Here is a 16647-nt window from a genome sequence, read left to right on the forward strand (position 1 = left end):
ACGCTCTGCGTGGGAATGCAGCTCGTGACGCTCTGCGTCCCTTGAGGCATTCCCACGCGGACGGTTCGACACCTCGAAGTGGGAACGATCTAGGCGACTTGGGCTATTAAGTGAACTCGAAGGTGTCCGCGTCAAGATTCGCCGGAAACCGCTCGCGGTAAGCCGCCAGCGAGGCCGCTTCCAGAACCACCTTGAACACTCCGTCAGCCTCCCCCGCCGCGAGCAACGTCTCGCCCTGGAAGTCCAGCACCTGACTATCGCCGGTGTAAGCGAAACCCTTGCCATCGGTGCCAACGCGATTGACCGCCGCTACATAGCACAGGTTTTCGATCGCCCGGGCCGGCAGCAACCGGTTCCAGTGCTGACGCCGCGCACCCGGCCAGTTGGCGGTGTACAGCAGCAGGTCGGTGTCCTGCGCATCACGGCTCCACACCGGGAAGCGCAGGTCGTAGCAGATCAGCGGACGCACCCGCCAGCCCTTGAGCTCGAACTGCACCTGGCGCTCGCCGGGGGTGTAGTGGTTGTGCTCGCCGGCCATGCGGAACAGGTGACGCTTGTCGTAATGCAGCACTTCGCCGTCCGGCCGCGCCCACAACAAACGGTTGCGGTGGCTGCCGTCGGCGGCCTGGATGATCACGCTGCCGGTGACGACCGCGTTCAGTTTCGCCGCCTGGATCCGCAGCCATTTGCTGGTCGGGCCGTTTTCGGCTTCGGCCAGGGTTTCGGACTCCATGGAGAATCCGGTGGTGAACATCTCCGGCAGGATAATCAGGTCCACACCGCGCGCCTGCTCCAGCAAAGCGTCGAAATGCTCGAGATTGGCCTGACGATCATGCCAGGCCAGGCTGGTCTGGATCAGCGCCAGATTGAGATCGGGCAACGCACTCAGATCACGCATAGTTTGGCCGCCGCTTCCCGCAGCGTCTCCTCACGCTTGGCAAAGCACAGGCGCACCAGGCGCTGGCCTTCAGGTGGATTCTGGTAGAACACCGACACCGGAATACTCGCCACACCATGCTCGCGGGTCATCCACATCGCCATTTCGACATCGTTCAGGTCAGGGCGAATCTGCGAGTAATCGACCAGTTGGAAATAAGTGCCGGTGACCCGGGTGAAGCTGAATCGCGACGGTGCCAGCAGATCACAGAACAGATCGCGCTTGGCCTGATAGAAGCCCGGCAGCTCTTCGACGTGTTCCGGATGCTCGGCCATGTAATCGGCCAAAGCAAACTGCAACGGGGTCACGCCGCAGAAACTGACGTACTGGTGCACCTTGCGCAGCTCCGCCGTCAGGGCCGGCGGAGCCACAACGTAACCGGTTTTCCAGCCGGTGACGTGATAGGTCTTGCCGAACGAGCTGACCACGAAGGCGCGCTGATACAATTCTTCATGGGCCAGCACGCTGACGTGCGGCACGCCGTCGAATACCAGGTGTTCGTAGACTTCGTCGCTGATCACGTAGATGTCGCGATCACGGATCAACGCCGCCAGTTGATCCAGCTCGGCGCGGCTGATCAATGCACCGCTCGGGTTATGCGGGGTGTTGAGGATGATCATCCGCGTGCGCGGGCTCAGGGCTGCGCTGAGTCTGTCGAAGTCGATGGAGAAATCCTTCAGGCCCAACTGCACGTGCACGCAGCGCCCGCCGGCCAGCTCTACTGCTGGCTCGTAGCTGTCGTAGGCCGGGTCGAACACGATGACTTCGTCGCCGCTGTGGATAACCGCCTGGATGGCGCAGAAGATTGCTTGGGTCGCGCCGGGGGTCACGGTTACTTCGGTATCGGCATCGACGTTGGTGCCATAACTGCGGGCGATTTTCGCCGCGATCTGCTGACGCAGCGCCGGCAGGCCGGTCATGGGCGAATACTGGTTATGGCCGCTGGCGATGTGTCGACCGACCGCGTCGCGCAGTGCCTGCGGGCCGTCGAAATCGGGAAAACCCTGGGAAAGGTTGATCGCTCCGGTCTGCGCCGCGAGCTGAGACATCTGCGTGAAAATAGTGATGCCGACATTCGGCAGCTTGCTGGTGATCATCGGGAGCCCCTTGCAGGTGAGCTGCAAGTTTCAAGCTGCAAGCGACAAGTTTCAAGCATCAATCCATCGCCCACAAAAAAGGGCTCTGAACAGAGCCCTTCTTTACTTCCACGCTTTAACTTGAAGCTTGCAGCTCGAAACCCGCAGCTGCTCTTTTTTACTTCTTGTCGCGACGCTTCTTGCTGGCCTTCTTGTTGTGCGACATCAAGCGACGCTTCTTGTTGACCTGGCGGTCGGTCAGCGTGTTCTTGTTGCCTTCGTACGGGTTCTCGCCGCCCTTGAACTCGATACGGATCGGCGTACCGACCAGTTTGAGCACACGGCGGTAAGTGTTTTCCAGATAGCGCACGTACGACTTCGGCACTTTCTCGATCTGGTTGCCGTGGATCACGATGATCGGCGGGTTCGCACCACCCAGGTGAGCGTAACGCAGCTTGATCCGGCGGCTGTTGACCATCGGCGGCTGGTGCTCGCTGACCGCGTCTTCGAGAATCTGCGTCAGGCGGCTGGTCGGCCAGCGGGTGACCGCCGACTTGAACGAGTTTTGTACCGAGGCGTAGAGGTTGCCCACGCCAGTACCGTGCAGAGCCGAGATGAAGTGGATATCGGCGAAGTCAACGAAGAACAACCGACGCTGCAGCTCGACCTTCACGAAGTCGCGCTCGCTCGGCGTCATGCCGTCCCACTTGTTGATCGCGATCACCAGCGCACGACCTGCTTCAAGGGCGAAGCCCAGCAGGTTGAGGTCGTGATCGACCACGCCTTCGCGGGCGTCCATCACGAAGATCACCACGTTGGCGTCTTTGATCGCCTGCAGGGTTTTGACCACGGAGAATTTTTCGACTTCTTCGTGGATCTTGCCGCGCTTGCGCACACCGGCGGTGTCGATCAGCGTGTACTTCTCGTCGTTACGCTCGAACGGGATGTAGATACTGTCGCGGGTAGTGCCGGGCTGGTCATAGACGATAACCCGGTCCTCACCGAGCATGCGGTTGACCAGGGTCGACTTGCCGACGTTCGGACGGCCGATGATGGCGATCTTGATCCCGTCTTTTTCGCTCGGGCCAGGAATGCGCTTGGCTTCCTCGCCTTCGGCGACCACTTCTTCCTCTTCACCTTCGGCCGGTTCGTCATCATCGCGCGGGAAGTCGCTCAGGGCGGCTTCCAGCAATTGCGTGATGCCGCGACCGTGGGCGCCGGCGATCGGGATCGCGTGGCCCATGCCCAGCGGGGCGAATTCGGCGCGGGCCATTTCCGGATCGATGTTGTCGACCTTGTTGGCAACCACGTGGGAACGCTTGTTACGTTTGCGCAAGTGTTCGGCGATCATCTGGTCGGCGGCGGTGAAACCGGCCTTGGCATCTACCAGGAACAGAACGACATCCGCTTCTTCGATGGCCAGCAGCGACTGCTCGGCCATTTTTTCGTCCATACCATGCTCGTCACCGGAGATACCGCCGGTGTCGATCAGAATGTAGGAACGCCCTTGCCACTTGGCCTCACCGTACTGGCGATCACGGGTCAGACCGGACAAGTCGCCGACGATGGCGTCGCGAGTCCTGGTCAGGCGGTTGAACAAGGTGGACTTGCCGACGTTCGGTCGGCCCACCAGGGCGATTACGGGAACCATGCGGCTCTCCACTTCGTTATTTCAGAAAATACAAAAGCCGCTGCGAGGCAGCGGCTGGTGCTCGGGGCAACACCCGTGGGTGCTGCAAACCCTGCAGAAGCAAGGCCGCCTGGGGAGTTAACCCCAAGCATAGTTGTTACTTGATGGTCAGGGCTTCCAGTTTGCCGCTGTTGCCATACACATAAATCGTGTCGCCCACCACCAGCGGACGGGCACGCAGGCCGTCGCTGTCGATGCGCTCGCGGCCGACGAAACGACCGTCCACCTGACTCAGCAGGTGCAGGTAACCTTCCAGGTCACCGACTGCAACGTAGCTGGAGAACACTTCCGGCGCCGACAGTTGACGACGGGCCAGCGAGTCGTTGCTCCACAGTGCTGTGGTGGAACGCTCGTCGACGCCTTCAACGGTGCCCGACGACAGGCTTACGTAGACGTTGCCGAAACCCTGGGCAACACCGGCGTAGCTCGACGCGTCGCGCTGCCAGAGCTGACGGCCGCTTTCCAGATCCAGTGCCGCAACGCGACCCTGATAGCTGGCGACGTACAGGGTACCGCCGGACAACAGCAGACCGCCGTCGATGTCGACCACGCGCTCCAGTTCCGAACGACCTTGTGGAATCGCGATCCGCTGTTCCCAGACCGGCACGCCGTTGGAAATGTCGAGAGCGACCACTTTACCGGTCGACAGGCCCGCCACCGCGAGGCGGTTGGTGACGATCGGTGCGCTGGTGCCGCGCAGGGTCAGTACGGCCGGAGTGCTGTCATACACCCAACGCTGATTGCCGGTGGACGCGTCCAGACCGATCAGACGATCGTCCTGGGTCTGTACCACCACCACGTCACCGTTGTTGGCCGGTGGCGCGAGGACTTCGCTGTTGACGCGCGAGCGCCACTTCTCTTCACCGTTGATGGCGTCGAGGGCAACGACTTCACCGCGCAGGGTGCCGACCATGACCAGACCGTAACCCACGCCAACGGCGCCGGACACAGGCAGTTCAAGGTCTTTCTTCCATTTCACGTCGCCGTTGCCGCGATCCAGGCCCATCACGATACCGGTCACGTCGGCTGCGTAGATGGTGTCACCGTCGATCGCCGGTACCAGCATGTTGTACGTTTCGCCCTGACCGTCACCGATCGAGCGGCTCCACTGCTTGTGCAGGACCACTTCTTCTTTGAAGTCGGTCAGCTCGGCCGGTGGCAGTTCTTTTTTGCTGTTGCTGCTGCAACCCGCGGCCAGAATGGCCAGAGCCAGCAATGCTGCATGCTTCCAACGGATCACGTCACGCATCCCCTTTGGCCAGGTCGTCCAGCTTGATTTGAAGGCCACCGACCGCCGCTTCATCCGACAGTGCCGCCTTGGCTTTTTGATACGCCGCGTTCGCTTCGTCGGTACGGCCCAGCTGTACCAGCAGGTCGCCCTTGAGTTCTTCGCGAGTGGCCAGGAACGACTTGTCGGCATCGCCTTCGAGCAGTTTCAGGGCTTCGTCGGCCTTGTTCTGTGCGCCCAGTACCTGCGCCAGACGCTGACGGGCGATTTCGCCCAGCGCCGGGTTGGCCGGTTTGGCAACGATGGCCTTGAGTTCGGTCGCCGCGTCGTCCAGCTTGCCGCTGTCGACCGCGACCTTGGCCACGAACAGGCTGCCGTACTGCGCGTAGGCAGAACCGCCGAATTCGCTGTTGAGCTTGCCGGCCAGATCCGCGACGCGCGCGGCATCAGGCTTGCCGTCCGGGGTCAGCGTGGTTTCCAGCAATTGCTGATAGAGCACCGAGGCGCCTTGCGACTGGTTGCTCTGATACTTGTGATAAGCCTGCCAGCCGAACACGATGACCAGCGCCAACAGGCCGCCGGTGACCAGAGGTTTGCCGTTGCGTGTCCACCAGTCCTTCAAATCCGCCAACTGTTCGTCTTCGGTACTCGACACCCCAATACTCCTTAATCGCTAAATCGGCTGTTTGGACAGCTTCAACCCTGCACGACGCAGGTGGCCAGGTGTGCAGCGAGCGCATCCCAGGCAATGCTTTGTTGTTCGCCCTGGCCACGCAGGGGTTTGAAACCTACCACTTGCTGGGCCATTTCGTCGTCACCGAGGATCAGTGCGTACAGCGCACCGCTCTTGTCGGCTTTCTTGAACTGGCTCTTGAAGCTGCCAGCGCCGGCATTGACTTGCAGGCGCAGGTTGGGCAGTTGGTCGCGTACACGCTCGGCCAGGGCCAGACCGGCCAGCTCTGCTTCTTCGCCGAAGGCGCAGAGATAGACGTCGACCTGACGGGAGATTTCTTCCGGGATCTGCTGCAGGGTTTCCAGCAGCAGCACCAGACGCTCGATACCCATGGCGAAACCGACGCCCGGGGTCGGCTTGCCGCCCATCTGCTCGACCAGACCGTCATAGCGCCCACCCGCGCAGACAGTGCCCTGGGCGCCGAGCTTGTCGGTGACCCATTCGAATACGGTTTTGCTGTAGTAATCCAGACCACGCACCAGCTTCGGGTTGAGCACGTAAGGAATGCCGACGGCATCCAGACGGGCCTTCAGCCCTTCGAAGTGGGCACGGGATTCGTCATCCAGGTAATCCGCCATTTTCGGCGCATCGACCAGCACGGCCTGGGTGTCGGCATTTTTGGTGTCGAGCACGCGCAGCGGGTTGGTTTTCAGGCGACGCTGGCTGTCTTCGTCCAGTTTGTCGTGGTGCGCCGAGAGGTACTCGACCAGCGCTTCACGATAACGGCCGCGGGACTCGCTGGTGCCGAGGCTGTTGAGTTCGAGCTTGACCGCATCGCGAATGCCCAGCTCGCCCCACAGGCGCCAGGTCATGATGATCAGTTCGGCGTCGATGTCCGGACCGTCGAGGTTGAACACCTCCAGACCGATCTGGTGGAACTGGCGATAACGGCCTTTCTGTGGACGCTCGTGACGGAACATCGGGCCGATGTACCAGAGCTTCTGCACCTGGCCACCGCCGGTGATGCCGTGCTCGAGCACCGCACGCACGCACGCAGCCGTGCCTTCCGGACGCAGGGTCAGGGAGTCGCCGTTGCGGTCTTCGAAGGTGTACATCTCTTTTTCGACGATGTCGGTCACTTCACCGATCGAGCGCTTGAACAGCTCGGTGAACTCGACGATCGGCATGCGGATCTGCTTGTAACCGTAGTTATCCAGCAGACGCGAAACGGTGCCTTCGAAATAACGCCATACCGGCGTCTGTTCCGGCAGGATGTCGTTCATGCCACGAATGGCTTGCAGAGACTTGCTCACAGAATTTCCTTAATTCGTTCGATCAGCCGCGCGCGATAACCGCTGCGTCAGCTTCGACCTTCTCGGCCGCTTTCTCGCGGATCAGCTTTTCCAGCTCGTCCACCAGATTGTCATTCGTCAGTTTCTGCGACGGCTTGCCGTCGATGTAAATCAGGTTTGGCGTGCCGCCGGTCAAGCCGATATGGGCTTCCTTGGCTTCGCCGGGGCCGTTGACCACGCAACCGATCACCGCGACATCCAGCGGCACCAGCAGGTCTTCAAGGCGCCCTTCCAGCTCGTTCATGGTCTTGACCACATCGAAGTTCTGCCGCGAGCAACTCGGGCAGGCGATGAAGTTGATGCCACGGGAACGCAGATGCAAAGACTTGAGAATGTCGTAACCGACCTTCACTTCCTCGACCGGGTCGGCCGCCAGCGAGATGCGGATAGTATCGCCAATCCCCTCGGCGAGCAGCATACCTAGGCCCACGGCGGATTTCACTGTACCGGAGCGCAATCCGCCGGCTTCGGTGATGCCCAGGTGCAGCGGCTGGACGATTTCCTTGGCCAGCAGACGGTAGGCTTCAACGGCCATGAACACGTCGGAAGCCTTCACGCTGACCTTGAAGTCCTGGAAATTCAGGCGTTCGAGGTGTTCGACGTGACGCAGGGCGGACTCGACCAGCGCGGCCGGGGTCGGCTCGCCGTATTTCTTTTGCAGGTCTTTTTCCAGGGAACCGGCGTTGACGCCGATGCGGATCGGGATCCCGCGGTCACGGGCGGCATCGACCACCGCACGCACGCGGTCTTCGCGACCGATGTTGCCCGGGTTGATGCGCAGGCAGTCCACACCCAGTTCGGCCACGCGCAAAGCGATCTTGTAGTCGAAATGGATGTCGGCAACCAACGGCACCTTGACCAGTTGCTTGATCTTGCCGAACGCCTCGGCGGCGTCCATGTCCGGTACCGACACGCGGACGATGTCGACGCCGGCGGCTTCCAGACGGTTGATCTGTGCGACGGTGGCAGCGACGTCATTGGTGTCGCTGTTGGTCATGCTCTGCACAGCGATAGGGGCATCGCCGCCCACAGGCACGTTACCGACCCAGATCTTGCGCGATTCGCGACGTTTGATTGGAGATTCGCCGTGCATGACTTATTGACCCAACTTCAGGCGAGCGGTCTCGCCACTGGTGAACGGAGCGACATCGACCGGCTGGCCGTTGTAGCTGACCTGCGCGCCACGGGCAACGCCCAGACGCACGGCAAACGGAGGCTTGCCAACGACAGACAGGCTGTCGCCCTTACGCTTGAGGCCGCTGTACAGCACTTTGCCGCTGCCATCGGTCACTTGAGTCCAGCAATCGGCGATGAACTGCACTTGAACCTGGCCTTGACCTGCGGCCGGAGCAACGGGCGCTGTCGGCGCGGGTGCAGCGACGGCCGGGGCTGCCGGGGCAGTGACGGTCGGTGCAGGCGTGGCCGGAGCGGCTGGCGCCGGATTCGCTGGAGCAGCAACCACAGGCGCCGGCGTATGAGCCGGTGCAGCCGGAGTAGCGGCTGGCGCAGCAGGTGCCGGAGCAACCGGTGCGGTGGCTGGAGCTGCAGCTTCGGTCTCGGCGCCAGTCGATTCAGCCGTGGTTTCCGATTGAGGCAGTGCCAGAGCGGTCGAGCCCTCGGCTTCGCCTTCCGCGACGGCCTGGTCTTCCGGCTCGTCGAGCGGATGAATCTGGGTGGTGCCGTCGGCGCCTTCGACTTCGACGTGCTCCGGGGCCAGGCCAATCAGGTCCTTGGTGCGCTGCGAAGTCTGATCCTGCCACCAGACGAATCCACCGCCGATGACCGCAATCAGCAGCAACAGGCTGACGATACGCAAAATGGTGTGGGAAACCCGTACCGGCTCTTCGATACGGCCCAGAGCGTGGACGTTGCTGCCCTGGGAATCGGTGCCGGTAGACTGATCGAATTGCTGGACCAGAACGGTCTGATCCATGCCGAGCAATTTGGCGTAGGCGCGAATGTAACCGCGAGCGAAGGTATGCCCGGGCAACTTGTCGAATGCGCCGGCTTCAAGATTGCTCAGGGAAGTCACGGTGAGGTTGAGCTTGAGGGCCACTTCGGCCAGCGACCAGCCATTGCTTTCGCGGGCCTGGCGCAGGGTCTCACCGGGGTTAACGCGATTCGCTGCTACAACTTCGGGATGCGCCGCTTTCATCATTGCTCCGACAGGTATTGCTGATATTCCGGCGTACCGGGATAGAGTCGTTTTAATTGCAGGCCCGCACTGGCGGCCTTGTCGCGATCTTCAAATACTTTTGCCAACCGAACGGCGAGCAACAGACTACGTGCATTTTGCTCGGAGAGCTGGCTGAAACGGTCGTAATAGTCACGCGCGGGCACATAATGCCTGTCTTCGAATGACAACTCAGCCATTTCCAGCAATGCCCGTGGCTGCTGACGGTTCAAACGCAGCGCTTTTTCCAGCTGCTGCTGCGCCAGATCACGCTCCCCAAGCTTCGCCGCCGTCATGCCGAGGTTCTCGAACACCCGCGAACGCTCAGGATACAGGGTATCGGCGGCCGCCTGTTCAAAACGCTCGTAGGCTTCCTTGTATCGCTGTTCTTCGTAGAGAAAACTGCCGTAGTTGTTGAGGATGCGCGCATCGGCGGGACGGGAGGACAAGGCTTTGCGGAAGTGTTCGTCAGCAAGCGCAGGTTCCATTTCAGCCTGGAACACCAGCCCCAGCGCGGCATTGGCGTCGGGATCCGAACCGTCCAGCTCCAGGGCCTTCTTCAATGGAACCTTGGCCCGCTCGGTCATGCCCTGCTGCAAGTATCCCAGCCCCAGCTGCACGTAGGCAGCCCGCGCTTCGTCACGGCCCTTGCTGGTCTTCATCGGGTTGTAATCGCCCGACAGGACACAACCAGCACACAGGCTGGCCAACAGCAACAGCAGCGCAAAGCGCAGGGACATAGAGATCCTCTCTTAGTTAGTGTTCGCGGCGTTCTGCGCCAGATCGCTGTCGGCGCTCAATTCGCGCACGGCGATGTAACGTTCGCTGCGACGGGTGCGATCCAGCACCTGCCCTACCAATTGACCACAAGCCGCGTCGATGTCTTCACCACGGGTGGTGCGCACGGTGACGTTGAAACCGGCCTGGTGAAGCTGATCCTGGAACCGGCGGATGGCGTTGTTGCTCGGCCGCTCGTACCCGGAATGCGGGAACGGGTTGAACGGAATCAGGTTGATCTTGCACGGAATGTTCTTCAGCAGCTCGATCATTTCCACGGCGTGCTCAAGCTTGTCGTTGACGTCCTTGAGCAAGGTGTACTCGATGGTCAGCACGCGCTTCTCGCCCAGTTCAGACATGTAGCGCTGGCACGACTCGAGCAGCATCTTAAGCGGATATTTCTTGTTGATCGGCACCAATTGGTTACGCAATGCGTCATTCGGTGCGTGCAGGGACAACGCCAGGGATACGTCGATGTGCTTGGCCAGCTCATCGATCATCGGCACCACACCCGACGTGGACAGGGTCACGCGGCGCTTGGAGATCCCGTAGCCCAGGTCATCCATCATCAGATGCATGGCGGCCACGACGTTGTCGAAGTTCAGCAGCGGTTCGCCCATGCCCATCATCACCACGTTGGTGATGGCGCGGTCGATGGTAGCCGGAACACTGCCGAAGGATTTGTTGGCAATCCACACCTGACCGATGACTTCGGCGGCGGTGAGGTTGCTGTTGAAGCCTTGCTTGCCGGTGGAGCAGAAACTGCAATCCAGGGCACAGCCTGCCTGGGACGAAACGCACAGAGTGCCGCGTTTGCCCTGGGGAATGTAAACGGTCTCGACGCAGCTGCCGGACGCCACGCGCACCACCCACTTGCGGGTGCCGTCGCTGGAAATGTCCTCGCTGACCACTTCGGGACCACGGACCTCAGCAACAGCCTTGAGCTTTTCGCGCAAGGCCTTGCTGACGTTCGTCATGGCGTCGAAATCATCGACGCCAAAGTGGTGAATCCATTTCATTACCTGACCGGCACGGAATCGCTTCTCCCCGATTGAGTCGAAGAATTTTTCCATTTCCGGCTGGGTCAGACCCAGCAGGTTGGTTTTAACAGTCGATGTCGTCATGGATTCACCTTCACTCTTAAGCCAATGCTTAGCGAGTGGTTACTTCAGTAGCTGCGAAGAAGTAAGCGATTTCGCGAGCAGCAGCGGCTTCGGAGTCCGAACCGTGAACGGCGTTGGCGTCGATCGATTCAGCGAAGTCAGCACGGATGGTGCCTGGAGCAGCTTCTTTAGGGTTGGTAGCGCCCATCAGCTCACGGTTGCGAGCGATGGCGTTTTCGCCTTCCAGAACCTGAACAACAACAGGACCCGAAGTCATGAAGGCAACCAGGTCGCCGAAGAAACCACGAGCGCTGTGCTCAGCGTAGAAGCCTTCGGCTTCGGCTTTGGACAGTTGCTTCAGTTTCGAAGCTACAACGCGCAGGCCAGCGTCTTCGAAGCGAGTGGTGATCTTGCCGATCACGTTTTTAGCAACGGCGTCAGGCTTGATGATGGAGAAAGTACGTTGAACAGCCATGGTGTAACTCCAGAAACGGTAATTTGCGAAAAATTAAACCCGCGAATTATACGCGGGTTCTTGGGTATTGCCTAACCTGCGAGGACGATCAGTCTATTTCATCATTCCAGAGCTGCTGAACCGCTTCCAACACCTTCTCGCCGACACGGCCAGAGTTGTTGTCGAAGTCAGGCAGCTCCATGATCCATCGCTGCAGGTCGACGAAATTGACAGAAAACGGATCTACACCCGGCTTGGCTTCCGCCAGCTCTTCTGCAATACGTTGAACATCATTCCAACCGTAGCTCATGACAGTCTTACCAGTCAGTGCGGCGCTTCGGCCGCATGGTTAAGCGAATATTTCGGAATTTCTACGGTGATGTCTTCTTCACCGACGATCGCCTGACAAGCCAGGCGCGACTGGGCTTCCAGACCCCAGGCACGATCAAGGAAATCTTCCTCCAACTCGTCAGCTTCTTCCAGCGAGTCAAAACCCTCGCGGATGATGCAGTGACAAGTGGTGCAGGCGCAGACGCCGCCGCAGGCGCTTTCCATCTCGATGTGGTGTTCGTGAGCCAGTTCGAGGATCGACGTGCCAGGCGCAGCGTCAACGACCATGCCTTCAGGGCAGAACTTCTCGTGGGGCAGAAAAATGACCTGCGGCATCAGATATCCTCGATTTCATTCAGATTGCGCCCCGACAGAGCGGCTTTCACCGTCTGATCCATACGACGGGCTGCAAAAGCATCGGTCACTTGCGACAGACGCTTGGTCTGCTGCTCGATGGCGTAGCCATCGGTGCCTTTCATCAGTTCGGTCAGTTCCTGCACCTGCAGATCGATGACCATGCGCTCTTCGGCGTCGAGCAAACGCTCGCCATCCGCCTCAAGAGCGCCCTGCACCGCTTCGATCAGGCGCTGGGCATCGACTTGCTGCTCGCGAAGAACGCGGGCGACCTTGTCGTCATTGGCGTGCTGGAACGAATCTTTCAGCATCTTGGCGATTTCGCCATCAGTCAGGCCATAGGACGGCTTGACCTGAATGCTGGCTTCAACGCCCGAACCCAGTTCACGGGCAGAGACGCTGAGCAGGCCGTCGGCATCGACCTGGAAGGTCACACGAATTTTCGCCGCACCGGCCACCATCGCCGGGATGCCGCGCAATTCGAAGCGAGCCAGCGAGCGGCAATCGCTGATCAGCTCACGCTCGCCCTGCAATACGTGGATCGCCATGGCCGACTGGCCATCTTTATAAGTAGTGAAGTCCTGGGCGCGAGCGACGGGGATGGTGGTGTTACGCGGAATCACCTTCTCCATCAGGCCGCCCATGGTTTCCAGCCCCAGGGACAGCGGAATCACGTCGAGCAGCAACAGTTCGCCGCCATCGCGCTTGTTGCCAGCCAGCGTATCGGCCTGGATCGCGGCACCGATGGCCACCACTTGATCCGGGTCGATTTCGGTCAGCGGCTGACGACCGAAGGCCTCGGCGACGGCTTCGCGAACACGCGGAACGCGAGTCGAACCGCCAACCATGACCACGGCGTGTACGTCTTCCAGCTCGACGCCGGAATCGCGGACGGCGCGGCGGCAGGCTTTCAGGCTGCGGGCGACCATTGGCTCAATCAGCGCATCGAAGGCTTCGCGGGTCAGTTGCGCTTTCCAGTCACCGTAGGCAACTTCAACACTGTCAGAGTCCGTCAGGGCTTCTTTGGCGGCGCAGGCGGTTTGAAGCAGGCTGCGTTGTGCGCCCGGATCGAGGTCGGCGGACAAACCGGCGCTCTCGATGATCCAGCCGGCAATCGCATGATCGAAATCATCGCCACCCAGCGCACTGTCGCCGCCAGTGGCCAGCACTTCGAAGACACCGCCAGTCAGGCGCAGAATCGAAATATCGAATGTGCCGCCGCCCAGGTCATAAATCGCGACCAGGCCTTCGGCATGTTGATCCAGACCGTATGCCACCGCCGCAGCGGTCGGCTCGTTGAGCAGACGCAACACGTTCAGACCGGCGAGTTTCGCCGCGTCCTTGGTAGCCTGGCGCTGAGCATCGTCGAAATACGCCGGAACGGTGATCACCGCGCCCACCAGCTCACCGCCAAGGGTGGCTTCAGCGCGCTGACGCAATACTTTCAGGATATCGGCGGAGACTTCGACCGGGCTTTTCGGCCCCTGCACTGTATCGATGAAGGGCATGTGCGATTCGCCACCGACAAAGCGGTACGGCAGTTGATCGCCCAATTGCTTGACGTCGGACAGACCACGCCCCATCAGGCGCTTGACCGACAGCACGGTGTTCAGGGGATCAGAGGACGCAGCCAGTTTGGCTGACTCGCCGACTTCGACGCGATCGGCGTGGTAACGCACGGCGGAAGGCAGGATGACCCGCCCTTCGGCATCGGCCAGCGGTTCGGAAAGACCACTGCGCAACGCAGCGACCAGCGAATTGGTAGTACCCAAGTCGATCCCCACAGCCAGACGACGCTGGTGCGGTTGAGGACTTTGGCCGGGTTCGGCGATCTGCAGTAGGGCCATCGTGATCAGGACTTATCTGTATATCAGGCGTGCGACCGGAGCGGCACTGGGTTAATCGTCGAGGCGCTCTTCTAACTGGCGCACTTCGTAGGTGAGCTTGTCGAGGAACTGCATGCGCCGCATCAGGCGTTCGGCCTGCTCGCGTTGCGCTGCATCATCCCAACAGGCTGCGAAGCTTTCGTTGAGCTCTTCCTGGGCGGTTTTCAGGCGACGCTTGAACGCCGCGAAACCGTCCAGATCGGCACTGTCCTGCAGATCTTCGAGCTCTTCGCGCCATTGCATCTGCTGCAGAAGAAACTCGGGATCGTGGACGGTGACTTCCATCGGCACTTCATGCCCGCTGATGGTCAGCAGGTAACGTGCACGCTGGGCCGGACTCTTGAGTGTCTGGTAGGCATCGTTGAGCCGCGCAGACTGCTCGAGCGCCGACCGCTGCTCGCGCTCGGAAGCATCGGCAAAGCGGTCAGGATGAACGCCGCGCGCCAACTCGCGATAGCGCGTGGCCAACTGCTCGAGATCCAGACGAAAGCCCGGTTGCAGCTCGAATAAAGCGAAATGACAAGGAATACCCACGACAAGCCTCAGATGTTGAAGCTTTCGCCGCAGCCACATTCACCGCGTACGTTGGGGTTGTTGAACTTGAAGCCTTCGTTCAACCCTTCCTTGACGAAGTCGAGCTCGGTGCCGTCGAGGTAGGCCAGGCTCTTCGGGTCGATGATCACTTTTTCGCCGTGACTCTCGAACACCTGATCTTCTGCAACCACCTCGTCGACAAACTCCAGCACGTAGGCAAGGCCGGAACAGCCCGTGGTGCGAACACCCAGACGAATCCCTTCACCCTTGCCGCGCCCGTCGAGGGAGCGTCGCACGTGTCGAGCAGCCGCTTCTGTCATGCTGATAGCCATCATTGACTCCTTACTCGTCGCCCAATGCTTAGATCAAGCCTTTCTTCTGCTTGTAATCGCGAACGGCGGCCTTGATGGCGTCTTCAGCGAGAACCGAGCAGTGGATTTTCACTGGCGGCAGGGCCAGTTCTTCGGCCAGCTGAGTGTTCTTGATGGTTTCAGCTTCGTCCAGGGTCTTGCCCTTCATCCACTCGGTAGCGAGGGAGCTGGAGGCGATAGCCGAACCGCAGCCGTAGGTCTTGAACTTGGCGTCTTCGATAACGCCCTGATCGTTGACCTTGATTTGCAGACGCATCACGTCGCCGCACGCCGGAGCGCCGACCATGCCGGTGCCGACATCAGGATCTTCCGCGTTCATCTTGCCGACGTTGCGCGGGTTTTCGTAGTGGTCGATGACCTTTTCGCTGTAAGCCATGATTCTCAATCCTCACTCATCAGGGCCGCTCTTGAGACCCTGCAACTGCGCTGCGTAAACCGCCGCGTCGCTACAGGATCTGTATCCGGCGGCTTCTATATTTAGTGTGCCGCCCACTCGATCTTCGAGATATCGACGCCGTCTTTGTACATGTCCCACAGCGGCGACAGAGCGCGCAGCTTGGTAACGGCCTCGCAGACTTTCTGCGCGGCGTAGTCGATTTCTTCTTCGGTGGTGAAACGGCCGAAGGTGAAACGGATCGAGCTGTGTGCCAGTTCGTCGTTGCGGCCTAGGGCGCGCAGTACGTACGAAGGCTCAAGCGACGCCGAGGTGCAGGCCGAACCGGACGAAACCGCCAGATCCTTGAGCGCCATGATCAGCGACTCGCCTTCAACGTAGTTGAAGCTCAGGTTCAGGTTGTGCGGAACGCGGGCGGTCAGGCTGCCGTTGACGTACAGCTCTTCCAGGTGCTCGACCTGCTTGTAGAAACGGTCGCTCAACGCCTTGATGCGGACGTTTTCGGCAGCCATGTCTTCCTTGGCCACACGGAACGCTTCGCCCATGCCGACGATCTGGTGAGTCGCCAGGGTGCCGGAACGCATGCCGCGCTCGTGACCGCCGCCGTGCATGGTCGCTTCGATGCGCACACGCGGCTTGCGGCTGACGTACAGCGCGCCGATGCCTTTAGGGCCGTAGGTCTTGTGGGCGGAGAACGACATCATGTCGACTTTCAGTTTCTGCAGGTCGATTTCGACCTTGCCGGTGGACTGAGCGGCGTCGACGTGGAACAGGATGCCTTTGGAACGAAGCAGCTCGCCGATGGCGGCGATGTCGTTGACGGTGCCGATTTCGTTGTTCACGTGCATTACGGATACCAGGATGGTGTCTTCGCGCAGCGCGGCTTCGATCATGGCCGGGGTGATCAGGCCATCTTCGGTCGGATCGAGGTAGGTGACTTCGAAACCTTCACGCTCCAGTTGGCGCATGGTGTCGAGGACAGCCTTGTGTTCGATCTTGGAGGTGATCAGGTGCTTGCCCTTGGAGGCGTAGAAATGTGCCGCACCCTTGATTGCCAGGTTGTCGGACTCGGTGGCACCGGAGGTCCAGACGATTTCACGCGGGTCGGCGTTGACCAGATCGGCCACCTGACGACGGGCGTTTTCGACGGACTCTTCGGCTTTCCAGCCGAACACGTGGGAACGGGACGCCGGGTTACCGAAGTTTCCGTCGACCAGCAGGCATTCACTCATTTTTTGCGCAACGCGCGGATCGACCGGGGTGGTCGCAGAGTAATCAAGGTAAATCGGCAATTTCATGGACTATCTCCTAAATC

Annotated in this window: 18 protein-coding genes; all 18 read right to left on the bottom strand. The window is 60.4% G+C overall.

Translation table 11 applies throughout. The features are described 5' to 3' along the window. Nucleotides 1–106: 106 nt before the first annotated feature. Nucleotides 107–898 (bottom strand): amidohydrolase, encoded by a 792-nt coding sequence (locus AC07XZ_RS25735; RefSeq protein WP_102688190.1) that lies wholly within the window; start codon nt 896–898, stop codon nt 107–109. Continuing rightward, nucleotides 886–2034, bottom strand: coding sequence for a pyridoxal phosphate-dependent aminotransferase (locus tag AC07XZ_RS25740; RefSeq protein WP_102688191.1), 1149 nt, complete (start codon nt 2032–2034; stop codon nt 886–888). Before AC07XZ_RS25740 ends, AC07XZ_RS25735 begins: the two co-directional genes overlap by 13 nt. 157 nt (nt 2035–2191) lie before the next feature. Next, nucleotides 2192–3664, bottom strand: coding sequence for a ribosome biogenesis GTPase Der (gene der, locus AC07XZ_RS25745; RefSeq protein ID WP_007956675.1), 1473 nt, complete (start codon nt 3662–3664; stop codon nt 2192–2194). A gap of 136 nt (nt 3665–3800) precedes the next feature. Then, nucleotides 3801–4952, bottom strand: a complete 1152-nt coding sequence (bamB, locus tag AC07XZ_RS25750; protein ID WP_039765728.1) for an outer membrane protein assembly factor BamB — start codon at nt 4950–4952, stop codon at nt 3801–3803. Continuing rightward, entirely contained in the window at nt 4945–5586 is a 642-nt protein-coding gene (locus AC07XZ_RS25755; RefSeq protein WP_011335807.1) for a tetratricopeptide repeat protein, read from the bottom strand. Before AC07XZ_RS25755 ends, bamB begins: the two co-directional genes overlap by 8 nt. A gap of 41 nt (nt 5587–5627) precedes the next feature. Further along, complete coding sequence (gene hisS, locus AC07XZ_RS25760; RefSeq protein ID WP_102688192.1) at nt 5628–6917, bottom strand: histidine--tRNA ligase; 1290 nt, start codon at nt 6915–6917, stop codon at nt 5628–5630. A gap of 22 nt (nt 6918–6939) precedes the next feature. Continuing rightward, nucleotides 6940–8049, bottom strand: a complete 1110-nt coding sequence (gene ispG / locus AC07XZ_RS25765) for a flavodoxin-dependent (E)-4-hydroxy-3-methylbut-2-enyl-diphosphate synthase (protein ID WP_007956680.1) — start codon at nt 8047–8049, stop codon at nt 6940–6942. Between the two features lie 3 nt (nt 8050–8052). Beyond that, complete coding sequence (locus tag AC07XZ_RS25770; RefSeq protein WP_085745312.1) at nt 8053–9111, bottom strand: RodZ domain-containing protein; 1059 nt, start codon at nt 9109–9111, stop codon at nt 8053–8055. After that, the gene (pilW, locus tag AC07XZ_RS25775; RefSeq protein WP_085745313.1) at nt 9111–9869 is read right to left on the bottom strand and encodes a type IV pilus biogenesis/stability protein PilW; all 759 of its coding nucleotides are present in this window, start codon (nt 9867–9869) and stop codon (nt 9111–9113) included. Before pilW ends, AC07XZ_RS25770 begins: the two co-directional genes overlap by 1 nt. 12 nt (nt 9870–9881) lie before the next feature. After that, nucleotides 9882–11030: a dual-specificity RNA methyltransferase RlmN gene (gene rlmN / locus AC07XZ_RS25780; protein ID WP_007956683.1), complete on the bottom strand. Its 1149-nt coding sequence runs from the start codon at nt 11028–11030 to the stop codon at nt 9882–9884. A gap of 28 nt (nt 11031–11058) precedes the next feature. Beyond that, nucleotides 11059–11484: a nucleoside-diphosphate kinase gene (ndk, locus tag AC07XZ_RS25785; RefSeq protein ID WP_039765715.1), complete on the bottom strand. Its 426-nt coding sequence runs from the start codon at nt 11482–11484 to the stop codon at nt 11059–11061. Nucleotides 11485–11572: 88 nt separating this feature from the next. After that, a complete protein-coding gene (gene iscX / locus AC07XZ_RS25790; RefSeq protein ID WP_085684618.1) occupies nt 11573–11773 on the bottom strand; it encodes a Fe-S cluster assembly protein IscX in 201 nt (66 codons plus the stop codon). A gap of 14 nt (nt 11774–11787) precedes the next feature. Next, nucleotides 11788–12129: an ISC system 2Fe-2S type ferredoxin gene (gene fdx / locus AC07XZ_RS25795; RefSeq protein WP_007956685.1), complete on the bottom strand. Its 342-nt coding sequence runs from the start codon at nt 12127–12129 to the stop codon at nt 11788–11790. Beyond that, a complete protein-coding gene (gene hscA / locus AC07XZ_RS25800) occupies nt 12129–13994 on the bottom strand; it encodes a Fe-S protein assembly chaperone HscA (RefSeq protein ID WP_085745316.1) in 1866 nt (621 codons plus the stop codon). The genes fdx and hscA overlap by 1 nt, the downstream gene beginning before the upstream one ends. Before the next feature lie 51 nt (nt 13995–14045). After that, the gene (hscB, locus tag AC07XZ_RS25805; protein ID WP_102688193.1) at nt 14046–14567 is read right to left on the bottom strand and encodes a co-chaperone HscB; all 522 of its coding nucleotides are present in this window, start codon (nt 14565–14567) and stop codon (nt 14046–14048) included. Nucleotides 14568–14575: 8 nt separating this feature from the next. Beyond that, the gene (gene iscA / locus AC07XZ_RS25810) at nt 14576–14899 is read right to left on the bottom strand and encodes an iron-sulfur cluster assembly protein IscA (protein ID WP_003227904.1); all 324 of its coding nucleotides are present in this window, start codon (nt 14897–14899) and stop codon (nt 14576–14578) included. A gap of 28 nt (nt 14900–14927) precedes the next feature. After that, nucleotides 14928–15314, bottom strand: a complete 387-nt coding sequence (gene iscU / locus AC07XZ_RS25815; protein ID WP_003227907.1) for a Fe-S cluster assembly scaffold IscU — start codon at nt 15312–15314, stop codon at nt 14928–14930. 101 nt (nt 15315–15415) lie between these two features. Further along, the gene (locus AC07XZ_RS25820; RefSeq protein WP_007956689.1) at nt 15416–16630 is read right to left on the bottom strand and encodes an IscS subfamily cysteine desulfurase; all 1215 of its coding nucleotides are present in this window, start codon (nt 16628–16630) and stop codon (nt 15416–15418) included. Between the last annotated feature and the right edge of the window lie 17 nt (nt 16631–16647).

Source organism: Pseudomonas sp. GW458-11-26-14-LB4 (assembly GCF_059423925.1).